The organism is Desulfurococcus sp. (assembly GCF_049970475.1).
Taxonomy (GTDB): domain Archaea; phylum Thermoproteota; class Thermoprotei_A; order Sulfolobales; family Desulfurococcaceae; genus Desulfurococcus; species Desulfurococcus amylolyticus.
On sequence record NZ_JBMFMW010000034.1, the window covers coordinates 1 to 10,777 of the forward strand.

Annotated in this window: 17 protein-coding genes; 14 read left to right on the top strand and 3 right to left on the bottom strand. The window is 44.4% G+C overall.

The window, feature by feature from the left end; genetic code table 11:
- On the top strand, positions 1–199 hold a 199-nt coding region (locus tag ACP5N5_RS03290; protein WP_428132919.1), incomplete at its 5' end, for a ribosomal L7Ae/L30e/S12e/Gadd45 family protein.
- 130 nt (positions 200–329) lie between these two features.
- Here ACP5N5_RS03290 and ACP5N5_RS03295 read toward each other — a convergent pair.
- A complete protein-coding gene (locus ACP5N5_RS03295; protein WP_428132921.1) occupies positions 330–494 on the bottom strand; it encodes a hypothetical protein in 165 nt (54 codons plus the stop codon).
- 269 nt (positions 495–763) lie between these two features.
- Complete coding sequence (locus tag ACP5N5_RS03300; RefSeq protein ID WP_014768199.1) at positions 764–1,024, bottom strand: 30S ribosomal protein S28e; 261 nt, start codon at positions 1,022–1,024, stop codon at positions 764–766.
- Positions 1,025–1,132: 108 nt separating this feature from the next.
- On the opposite strand from ACP5N5_RS03300, the gene ACP5N5_RS03305 reads away from it, so the two are divergent.
- On the top strand, positions 1,133–1,318 hold the full coding sequence (locus tag ACP5N5_RS03305; protein WP_014768198.1) for a 50S ribosomal protein L24e: 186 nt from the start codon (positions 1,133–1,135) through the stop codon (positions 1,316–1,318).
- 17 nt (positions 1,319–1,335) lie between these two features.
- Here the strand turns inward: ACP5N5_RS03305 and infB are convergent, their stop codons facing one another.
- A complete protein-coding gene (gene infB / locus ACP5N5_RS03310) occupies positions 1,336–3,165 on the bottom strand; it encodes a translation initiation factor IF-2 (RefSeq protein WP_428132928.1) in 1,830 nt (609 codons plus the stop codon).
- A gap of 338 nt (positions 3,166–3,503) precedes the next feature.
- On the opposite strand from infB, the gene ACP5N5_RS03315 reads away from it, so the two are divergent.
- The 12 genes from ACP5N5_RS03315 (at position 3,504) to ACP5N5_RS03370 (ending at position 10,751) form a co-directional block, all read left to right on the top strand.
- Positions 3,504–4,160: a 30S ribosomal protein S6e gene (locus ACP5N5_RS03315; RefSeq protein ID WP_042666785.1), complete on the top strand. Its 657-nt coding sequence runs from the start codon at positions 3,504–3,506 to the stop codon at positions 4,158–4,160.
- 122 nt (positions 4,161–4,282) lie between these two features.
- A complete protein-coding gene (locus tag ACP5N5_RS03320) occupies positions 4,283–5,539 on the top strand; it encodes a translation initiation factor IF-2 subunit gamma (RefSeq protein ID WP_042666784.1) in 1,257 nt (418 codons plus the stop codon).
- Positions 5,526–5,948: a PIN domain-containing protein gene (locus ACP5N5_RS03325; protein WP_276813862.1), complete on the top strand. Its 423-nt coding sequence runs from the start codon at positions 5,526–5,528 to the stop codon at positions 5,946–5,948. Before ACP5N5_RS03320 ends, ACP5N5_RS03325 begins: the two co-directional genes overlap by 14 nt.
- A gap of 87 nt (positions 5,949–6,035) precedes the next feature.
- On the top strand, positions 6,036–6,608 hold the full coding sequence (locus ACP5N5_RS03330) for a DNA-directed RNA polymerase (RefSeq protein WP_012609012.1): 573 nt from the start codon (positions 6,036–6,038) through the stop codon (positions 6,606–6,608).
- Positions 6,601–6,807 carry a transcription elongation factor subunit Spt4 gene (gene spt4, locus ACP5N5_RS03335; RefSeq protein WP_042666783.1) on the top strand — a complete coding sequence of 69 codons (207 nt, stop codon included), beginning with the start codon at positions 6,601–6,603 and terminating at the stop codon, positions 6,805–6,807. Before ACP5N5_RS03330 ends, spt4 begins: the two co-directional genes overlap by 8 nt.
- Complete coding sequence (locus ACP5N5_RS03340) at positions 6,800–7,273, top strand: DUF359 domain-containing protein (RefSeq protein ID WP_042666782.1); 474 nt, start codon at positions 6,800–6,802, stop codon at positions 7,271–7,273. Before spt4 ends, ACP5N5_RS03340 begins: the two co-directional genes overlap by 8 nt.
- A gap of 13 nt (positions 7,274–7,286) precedes the next feature.
- Positions 7,287–7,631, top strand: coding sequence for a 30S ribosomal protein S24e (locus ACP5N5_RS03345; protein ID WP_012609009.1), 345 nt, complete (start codon positions 7,287–7,289; stop codon positions 7,629–7,631).
- A complete protein-coding gene (locus ACP5N5_RS03350; protein WP_014768189.1) occupies positions 7,631–7,792 on the top strand; it encodes a 30S ribosomal protein S27ae in 162 nt (53 codons plus the stop codon). Before ACP5N5_RS03345 ends, ACP5N5_RS03350 begins: the two co-directional genes overlap by 1 nt.
- A gap of 57 nt (positions 7,793–7,849) precedes the next feature.
- Positions 7,850–8,917, top strand: coding sequence for a KEOPS complex N(6)-L-threonylcarbamoyladenine synthase Kae1 (gene kae1, locus ACP5N5_RS03355; RefSeq protein WP_428132935.1), 1,068 nt, complete (start codon positions 7,850–7,852; stop codon positions 8,915–8,917).
- Positions 8,908–9,585 (top strand): Kae1-associated kinase Bud32, encoded by a 678-nt coding sequence (locus tag ACP5N5_RS03360; RefSeq protein WP_012609007.1) that lies wholly within the window; start codon positions 8,908–8,910, stop codon positions 9,583–9,585. The genes kae1 and ACP5N5_RS03360 overlap by 10 nt, the downstream gene beginning before the upstream one ends.
- Positions 9,575–10,141, top strand: coding sequence for an RdgB/HAM1 family non-canonical purine NTP pyrophosphatase (rdgB, locus tag ACP5N5_RS03365; protein ID WP_276813857.1), 567 nt, complete (start codon positions 9,575–9,577; stop codon positions 10,139–10,141). The genes ACP5N5_RS03360 and rdgB overlap by 11 nt, the downstream gene beginning before the upstream one ends.
- A 109-nt stretch (positions 10,142–10,250) precedes the next feature.
- Positions 10,251–10,751, top strand: a complete 501-nt coding sequence (locus tag ACP5N5_RS03370; protein WP_012609005.1) for a 30S ribosomal protein S15 — start codon at positions 10,251–10,253, stop codon at positions 10,749–10,751.
- Positions 10,752–10,777 lie beyond the last annotated feature (26 nt).

Sequence of the window (10,777 nt, forward strand, 5' to 3'; positions counted from 1 at the left end):
AATAGTTGCCCACCTACCACTATTATGCGATGAGAAGAAGATACCATATGTCTACGTGCCAAGCAAACAGAAACTGGGCCAAGCAGCCGGTATTGAGGTATCTGCTGCCTCTGTCGCAGTAATAGATGTAGGCGGAGCAAAGGACTTAATCGATGAAATAATTAAGAGTGTCCAGCAGATAAGGGCTCAGAGCGGCTGATAAAGGTAATCATCCCTTCATTGTTTTTTATATGAACAATAATAAATCCTCCCAGGACGACGAGGTTCTTGAACGATTAGTAAAACAGGTTTTCAAAACCGTTTCCAGCCTCGCCAAGCTGTTTCTGGTTTTATAATGGTTTGTATGTGTTGGTGTTAGTCTTCTTTATTATTGCATACACCCTTCTGCCGTGCAGATGTTTCATCTTCTCCCTGTATCCTGCTAGTGGGTATAGGACTATGTCTCCCTTCCTATACTTTATAACGCTGCACCTGGCAAAGTACACCTCAGCCACTTCTATCACCAAAGCTAATTCTTCTTGAGTTTCCGTGAGCCGGTCTCGGGCGCGCTACCCCTACCCCGCTTAACGCGGGGCTATGGTTTCCAGCGATCACAGCCTCGAATATAGCTGAGGCTCGTAAACACTAAAGACTCATCACCAAGAAACACAAGAGAAAACAAAACCCGTAAATCTCCAACCCAACCCTAAAAGACGGGGCTTTCAATTGTAAAACCCTAAAAACCTATAAAACGAAGACAGCATACCATCCTGGTTTCAGGCATCTACTTTTTGCTTGACAGCTTTCTTGCCTCTCTCTCAGTCTCCCTTAGTATAACTATATCCCCTATTCTCACTGGCCCCTTTATATTCCTTGTTATTATTCTACCTTTATCCCTACCCTCTAATACTCTGACACGCACTTGTATTATCTCTCCTGTAACACCTGTCCTACCAAGTATCTGTATTACTTCGGCTGGGAACCCTATCTCCTCTACCACGTTCACATCAGGCGACTTTAAAACTATCTTATTGTTCTCACTCATGGCCTCCACCACGATTTAAACACTATGCTTTTATATCAGAGAAAGGTATTTTAAAACCCTTGTAACCAATACATTGTGTTGACACTGGCTGGAAGAGAGGTGTTTACCTTGGTGAAGCAGGCTAAATGCGTGTTTTGTGGTGGAGACGTGGAGCCTGGAACAGGATTGATGTACGTGATGAACGATGGAACGATACTATGGTTCTGCAGCAATAAGTGTTTTAATAACTACAGGATGAAGAGGGATCCTAGGAAGTATAAGTGGACATTAAAGTATGGTCAGCAGACAAAGTAGGCCAGGTTATTTTGTTTTCACATCTGCTGAAACACCATACCGTAGAGGGGATCGCTCTTCCTCTTTATATCAATTATTTCTTTCAACACTAGTTTCTCATCATTGCTTAACTCATTACTAAAAGTTGTCAGCCAGTATTTAACGTGTTCACTTGGTATATCAGTATACAAGATATCGCCTTCATCTATGTGCCTACCCACCATTACCTTGCCCCTAATACTTATAGCTACTTGTTGCCCTACAAGCGCCTCCTTCAACACGTTATCGCGGTCGCGTATCTGCATTATTAAGCCAATGTTTCTCCCATCCTCTGTCATTAATGGATAGTTAGGCCTTATCCTGCCTCCCAGGACTTCTACTCCAACTATAACGGGTTCACTTCTCCTAAATATAGCCCCCGGTATAATCCTTATCTTACCTGGCCTTACTAGAGACTCTACCTGCCTCAGTCTCTCCCTCTCCCTGAATTCCTTGAACCATTTAAGGTATTCTTCGAGTAGCTGGTATATTATATTATGTTTAAACACGGGTATGTTTTCCCGGGCCCTCAACTCCTCTGCTTCAGGCAGGATCTTCACGTTGAAAGCCAGTATTACACCATACTCAGGTTTAGATTTACTAACAATGGCGGCTTCTAGGACGTCATTCCTGGTTACATGGCCGACATCTGCTAGTTTAACCGGTATATTCTCACGCCTAAGGGCCTCCAGGAGGGCTTCCAGTGTTCCAAGAGTATCCGCCTTTAATACGACGCCATCGCTTTCCCCTTTAAACCTTATCTGAGATACCTCCTCTTGAACCGCCCTGGTGAATTCCTGGACCCTATCCTCGGAGGGTATTACGTAGAATGGTGAGCCAGCTAATGCATCCTCGAGTCCTGGGGCGGATATTTTCACTCCTGTAGCAGCTGTGACAAGGTCTACTTGTACGAATCGACCCTCATGCATCCTCATATCTTGGAGGGGCCTTGGCATCAATAGGCTCCTAACCCTTGTAACTATTGGGCCATTCTTACCAGCAACTACGAAGAGATCGTTTTTGCTTAGCACTCCATCATAGATTATAACATCTATAGTGGTGCCAAGGCCTTGCTCCTCTTTAACCTCTAATACTACCCCTCTAGCAGCGTCTTCACTAGTCACAAGCTTCTTCTTCATGAACTGCTGTGCGAGGCCAGCTATAAGTGCAAGCAACTCTGATATTCCCTCACCTGTTTTAGCCGATATCGGCACTATTGCAACTGTTCTCCTGAAGTCTTTGACCCTGTCAAACCTTTCCGACTCAAACCCATACTCGTATAACTTGCCGACCAACTGGTATATCCTCTCCTCTAGAATACTTATCGTTCTAGGGCTTTGCCCCTTAACGCTTTCAAGGAATGGAGTGTCTGGAAAGGCTTTCCATCCCTCAAGCCTATCTATTTTATTAGCTGCAACAATGAATGGCACCCTCTTCTCCTTCAATATGTTCAATGCCTCTATGGTTTGAGGCTGGAATCCTTCAACCACATCTACGACAAGTATAGCCATATCAGCTACACTACCCCCTCTTCTCCTAAGATTACTAAATAATTCATGCCCGGGTGTGTCAATGAAGAGTAAGCCCGGTATCTCTATGACTAGCTTTGGAAAATACTTCTTTAGAGGCTCAGTAATCTTGTTTAAGACACTTGCAGGTACTACACTAGCTCCAACATGCTGCGTTATCTCGCCTGGCTCCTTCTTAGCTACAGCTGTACCCCTGATCTTATCAAGTAGTGTTGTTTTTCCATGATCCACATGACCCAGTACAACTATTATGGGTTGTCTAATCCAGGTTTTCTTATCACTACTCAACTCCAACACCATGTAAACACTGTATGTGGCCCACTAGTAAGCCTAGTTATTCTAAACCATTAACGTGCTTATATCGGTTAATTCTTATTTTACGGCATCAGCCTGTTGCGGGTTCTAAATCCTTTCTGAATTCTTGTAGATATTTTAGAGCCCACCCAGGTAACCCAGTGTCTAAAAGCCTATAAACAGGTAATCACAGGTATCCACCAGACCCGAACCCCCTTAACAACCCTAGAAAACATAAACGTTGCTTCTACGCCCCTAATAGAGACCATTAAAAACCCTGGGTATAAAAAGGGGATACTGGGTAAAATATACCCCAGACACCCACCGGGCAACTGGTGGTAGATATGCCTGACTTCAAGATAGTGGTAAATGATCCGGAGGCACCCAAGAAGGAGAAATTAGTTAAAGTAAAAGTGGAAGGAGACCCCGAAATACAACTCACAGATAAAGTGAAGGAGAAGCTGGAGCTACCAGTGTTTAAAGTAAATAGTAAAACAGCGAGTGAAATAGGGGCTGTCCACGGGGTAGCCACTATAAGAATGCGGCGTCCAGATACAGGAGACAAGGTGAAGTTTACTGGGAGAATAATCATAGATGACAACGTGCCTGATAACGTTGTGAAAGTCAGCATGGAGCAATTAATTAATGCAACGGGACAGAACGAGCTGGAAGGCGAGATCTTCCGCGCAAGAGCATGGCAGATAAGGATAAATGACGAGAGAACGCAAACTATTATCGGCCTTAAGATAGGTGATTATATTGATGGATCAATAATCGGCCTGAAAGGGGTTAAACTAGCTATAACAGGAGGTAGCGACATAAGTGGTTTCCCAATGAGGCCTGATATAAGTGGGCCGGTTAAAAAGAAGGTGTTATTATCGGGTCCACCAGGTTTCCATCCCGAAGAAGACGGTGAACGAAGGAGAAAGACTGTTAGAGGCAACACTATAGCGCCCGATATAGTCCAAATAAACACGAAGATCGTATATGAATCAAAATAAAAGAGCGCCCTAAAGGCATGAATTATTTTTAACCATGGCAGTCTCTGCACATGAGGATTGGGCGGCTTGGATTTATAAATGAATCTAAACTAAATTATTCTAGCTAAGGTGAATAAGTAATCATGCCGTGGGATATTAAGCCACCCGAGGTCAACATAGGCGTCGTTGGACACGTTGACCACGGTAAAACCACTCTGGTCCAAGCATTGACGGGTGTCTGGACAGCAAAGCACAGCCTAGAGATAGAACGTGGAATGACTATTAAACTAGGATACGCTGATGGGAACATCGCCTATTGTGATGGGCTACCGCTACCTGACGCATACACGATTAAAGAGTATTGTCCAGACGGCTCTGAGTCGAAGTTGCTTAGAAGGGTTAGCTACGTTGACGCGCCTGGTCATGAATTATATATGACGACCATGTTGAGTGGGGCAATGATCATGGATGGAGCTATATTAGTTATCGCGGCCAACGAGCCATGTCCTCAGCCACAGACGGTAGAGCACTTGATGGCGTTGAACATCCTCGGTTTACGGAACATCATCATTGTTCAGAACAAAATAGATGTCGTCGATAAAAAACGCGCATTAGAGAACTATAACGAGATCTTAAAGCTGGTTAAAGGCACTGTAGCCGAGAACGCACCAATAATACCGGTCAGCGCCCTACACCACATCAACATAGATGCATTGCTCCAAGCTATACAAGAGATCATTCCAACACCTGAGAGAGACTACACGAAGCCTCCATTAATGTATGTTGTGAGAAGCTTTGATGTAAACAAGCCCGGCACCCCCTATGATAAAATAGAGGGAGGAGTAATCGGGGGCTCCCTTCTACAAGGGCGTTTCAGAGTAGGAGATGAGATAATGATACTCCCCGGGATAAAGACGCAAGTAGGGAGTGCTAAATCACAGGTCTCCAAATACGAGCCTATAGTGACGACTATAGAGGAGGTACGCTATGGCAACTTAATAGTGGATGAGGCCAGACCTGGAGGACTGGTGGCAATACAGACCAAGCTGGATCCCTCGCTAACTAAAGGTGATCAATTAGTGGGTTCAATAGTAACCACTCCTAGGAACAATATACCAGTTGTGAAGACCTTGGAGGTGCGCTTCCAGTTGTTCGAGAGAATAGTGGGCACCAAAGAACTAGGGAAACTCCCACCAATACAGGTGAATGAGAAAATAGCCGTTGCAATCGGTACAGCGAACAGGGTAGCCGTAGTGAAGTCTATAAGGAAAGATATAATGACCATAGAGCTAACAGACCCTGTTGCAACATGGAGTGGATCCAGGATAGCTATAAGCCGCCGTGTATTAGCAAGGTGGAGGCTTGCTGGCTGGGGGATAATAGAGGGTGTCTCAGAATAAGGGGATAACTGTTTTACTCGATACAAACATGCTTCTCATGATGGCTAACGGCATACCTGTACTTGAACAAATAGAGGAGAAGCTTCTCACGAAGCCAAGGTACATAGTGATAAAGCCCGTATACGATGAACTAGTTAGAATAGCGGACTCAGAGAAGCCCAGTATTAGTAGGAGGGCGAGATTAGCACTTGAAATAGTTAACAGGTATTGTGAGATAGTGGATTACGCTGTAAACCCCGGTGAAACAGTCGATGATGCTATATTAAGATACGCCAGCGAAAACAACGTCGTGGTAGCCACAAATGATAAAGAGTTAAGGAGGCGCCTCAGGAGCCGTGGGCTACCAGAAATATATCTCCGTGAGGAGTCGTGGAGAATAGATGTGGAAGGGGTTCCCTCATTCTACTGATTTAAGGGCATCATTATAATTAGTATTTAAAACCTATAATAGTTAATTAAAAATATCAACACATACTTAAACACTGGTGATTAAACCATGTATTCACTGATAAGAGTAAATGATGTAATCAGGATACCGCCAGCAAAATTTGGGAGACCAGTGAAAGACGTGGCGCTTGAGGAACTACGGAGCAAGTACGAAGGAACAATAGCATCAATAGAGTCCAAGGGCGGCGAACATAAGCTAGGGATTATAGTAACCATAATAGATGTAAAAGTCGATGAAAATGGGAGGATACTACCCGGAGATGGTGCAACATACCATGACGTGGAAATGAGTGCCCTAGTATTCAGCCCATTCATCAAGGAAGTTGTTGAGGGCGAAGCAGTTACGGTAGCTAAGTCAGGTATATATTTAAACCTAGGTGTTTTAGATGGATTCATCCATATAAACCAGGTATCCGAGGAAAAGGTTTCCTATGACAATACACGTTCGGCAATAATGTTAGAGGAGTCCCATAGAACAATAGAGAAAGGAGACATTCTCAGAGCAAAGATATACACTATTGGAATATTACCGGGTAAGGGGTTGAGAATACATATGACGATGAAGCAACCATACCTGGGGAAGCTAGAGTGGGTAAGTAAGCAGGGTGGTCAAGGTGAGTAGTAGAGGTAAACCCTTTAAGGCATGCCGGAGATGCAGGTCCCTAGTACCTAAAAACGCTGAAACATGCCCGGTGTGTGGATCCCAGGACTTTACTTTTGAATGGAGTGGAGTCGTTATAATCGTTAACCCGGAGAAGTCCTTAATCGCTAAAATACTCGGGATAACCAACCCAGGTAAATACGTGGTTAAGCTTGAATAAAGCGATACCAGTGTTAAAGCTACCTGTTGACTTCAGGCTCTCTCTAAGTATTCCACAGGGAGACCTCTACGTATCCCCCGATAGAGGACTAGTATATGGGTTGAGGGCTGATGCCGCTGTAGGCGATATTGTTTCAAAGAACCACATGGTTGAAATGAGGATAACTGATGCTAAAACAAAGAGGCATACCGTGGACGTAGGGCCAAGAGAATGCGATGTATTGGTGGTTAATCCACAGGGCACTATAAGCATAAACAGCTTTACATCATCGCTAATTGGTGGAGCCAGAAGCATATGTGTAGTAGGCGAGGAAGACTTATTAGTTATACCCTTCACACTAGTCAGAGGCTTTAAAATCATATATGGACAACCAGATGTAGGTGTTGTGATTTCATCTCCCTCTAGGGAAAGAGTTTTAAAAATACTTAAAGGGTTAAAACCGGACATAGTTATTATGAACCTGTAAGGTGAAGAATGCTATGGGTAGAACCATAACGCTCGGTAAATATAGTGGCGAGGTAGTGGAGGAGAGGTATAATCCATTAATCAAGAGGATAGAGCTGAAACTCCGTGTAGGACACCCTGGCGAGGGGACTCCGAGCAAGGGGTTGCTTAGACTTGAACTAGCAAAAGTCTATGGTAAAAATGTAAACTTAGTGTATATAAGAAACGTTGAAACAGAGTACGGGCTGGGTGTGAGCCTCGTGGAAGCCCATATATATGACAGCGAGGAGCGCGTTAAGCTTTTTGAGCCAGAATACATTATTAAACGAAACGAAGAATCTCTGCAGAAAGTCTCACAAGCAACGGAGGCTGGTGCTTAATGCCGTATATACATAAATTATATGAGGTAGACTACAATACAGGGACGATAAAGAGGAAGAATAAGACGTGCCCTAAGTGTGGTTCCTTCATGGCTTTTCATAAGGAACCAATACCCAGATGGCACTGCGGCAAATGCAATTACACAGAGTTTGTAAAATAAGATAAAAAGTAGCAGAGACTCTAGATCCCCCTACCCCTGGTTTTTGAGAGGAAGCCCATGCAAAAAATACATGTTCCTGTAAAACTGCCTGAAGGTGTAGAAGGTAAAGAGGTAACAGTACTGGGTATTGAGTCGACCAGCCATACACTCGGGGTTGGAGTCCTAAGGTTTTCCAGGGGCAGCGTAGAAATATTGGCAAATATTAGTAGTCAATATAAACCTGAGAAAGGAGGCATTCACCCTAGGGAAGCCTCACAGCATCACATGAAGAACGCGCCCACTGTGCTCAGGGAGGCATTAGGGAAAGCCGGGGTCTCTATGAGAGACATCAACACCGTTGCAGTAGCAGTAGGACCTGGTATTGGGCCCTGCCTCAGGGTTGGTGCGACAATAGCTAGGTTTCTATCTAAATACTTCAACATACCATTAACACCGGTGAATCATGCAGTTGCCCACATAGAAATCGGTAAGTTATTCAGCGGCTTCAATGACCCTGTCATAGTATATGTGTCGGGGGGCAATACGATGGTACTTGTTCAGAAAAATAGCCAGTATAGGGTAATGGGGGAGACGCTGGATATACCATTAGGAAACCTCTTTGACACCTTCACCAGGGAAATAGGAATAGCTCCACCCTATGTGGTTGATGGGAAGCACGCTATAGATGTATGTGCCGAGTGGAGCCAGGAGTTCCAGCCCCTTCCATACACGATTAAAGGCAACGATCTAAGCTTCTCGGGTCTCTTAACAGCCGCGTTGAAACTAGCGAAGGAAGCAAATGGTGGTAAGGAAAGTCTGGGCAGGATATGTAACAGCCTCAGGGAGACAGCCTTCAATATGCTTATCGAGGTATCAGAAAGAGTGCTCGCGTTAACCAATAAGAAACAGCTCCTACTAGTTGGGGGAGTCGCATCAAACAAGGTGTTGAGATGGAAGATGGAGACTCTTACATCCATCTATAACGTAAAATATTATGGTACCCCGCCCGATGTAGCCGGCGATAACGGGGTGATGATAGCTTATACAGGGCTCCTATTATATCTATATGGTAGGACAAGTAAGCCTGAGGAAACACATGTAAAACAGAGATACAGGATTGATGAGGAGGCTTATCCATGGCTCTAAGCAGTGAGAGCAATCTATGGGGGGCTGAAGCCGTTATATACATAGGTGAGTTCCTGGGTAGAAAAGTAGTCATCAAGAAACGTAGGAGTAAGCAATATAGACACCCAGTCTACGACACTATATTTATACAGGCGAGAACGAGGAATGAGGCAAAGATACTTGCAGAACTCTATGCAGCCGGATTAAAGGTACCAGCCCCTCTACTAGTGGATGTCGAGAAAGGAGCATTAGTAATGGAGTATATCGAGGGTGAGAGACTTTCCGAGAAGCTAGCCGATATAGAGGCTAGAGAGCTCGTAGAAATAGCATGGGATATAGGAAGGCAGAGCGCGTTAATGCATAATAGGAAGATCTATCACGGGGACCTCACTATTGCGAACATTATATATTCCGGCAGGGGGGTCTACATAATAGACTTCGGCTTAGCCGGCTACAGCACCGATATCGAGGAGCATGCTATAGATATACATTTACTCCAGAAAAGCATTTACTCGCTCTACCCTCATCTATTAAAACCCTTTATGGAGTCATATTTTAAAGCCTATAGAGAGTATTACAGCGGCAGCTTCGATGAAATCATGTATAAACTAAGGGAGATAAGCACGCGGGGTAGATACATTGATAGGGAGTTAAGGAGATCGGTGATGCGTGAGAGATATGTCGGTTAAACTATTGCTTCTCTCAGGTAACAGACACAAGTACCTTGAGATAAAGGACATAGCGAGGGAGTACGGGGTCGATGTCACTCCCCTCGAGGGATTAAAAATCGAGATACAGGATGACGACTTATCTAACATAGCGTTAACCGCAGCATTAATAGGATACTCCCTCTTAAGGAAACCAGTCCTAGTTGAGGATGCTGGATTATTCATAAGAGCCCTAAATGGATTTCCAGGACCCTACAGTAGTTATGTCTTCAAGACGCTTGGATTAAATGGTGTATTGAAACTAATGGAGGGGATCAGTGAAAGAGATGCATGCTTTAAATCCGTGGCTGTCGCCGTGATACATGGTGAGATAATAAGGGGAGAAGGAGAAGTATGCGGATACATAACCACCACGCCTCGGGGGAATAAGGGATTCGGGTTCGACCCAGTATTCGCTCCAAGGGAACAACCATATAGAACCTTCGGCGAGATGGATGTAGAGGAGAAAAATAAGTATAGCCATAGAGCTAAAGCCGTAAAAGCAGTATTTGAAAAAATCAAGGAGAAAGCAGGATAGCAGGAAATAGTTACCACAGGAGTCACATTTAAAATCTGTTCTTAAATATTATGGTGTTTAATAGTGTATTGTTTAACCCGGGATATAGTGTCAACGGGGTTGCAGAGCTATGAATAAGAGGAGGGATAAGGGTCAATCGCATTCAACCCGGCCGGCGAGGGCTGGGCCACCGAGATGGTTAAAGCTAGATATGAGTCCAAGCGATATAGAGTTGCTGATCGTAGAGTTGGCGAAGAAAGGGTATACCCCATCAATGATAGGAGTAATTCTTAGGGATCAATATGGTATCCCATTAGTAAGACAAGTAACAGGTAGGAAGCTCACGGAGATCCTTGAAAAACACGGCATTAAAATCACTATACCAGAGGACCTTATGCATTTAATGCAACAGGCTGTCAACCTCAGAAGACACCTCGAGGAGCATCCCAAGGATACCCATAGTTTAAGAGGGCTTATAGAGGTAGAGTCGAAAATACATCGTCTAGTGAAGTACTATAAGAGAACCGGCAAACTACCCTCTGACTGGGAGTATGATCCAGAGAAAGCAAAACTCCTGGTTTCACAGGGCATATACGTTTTCAAAACCGAAAGCCCCACCACCTCAGGCTGACCTCCCCCGCTCTAAAGGGTTGGGGT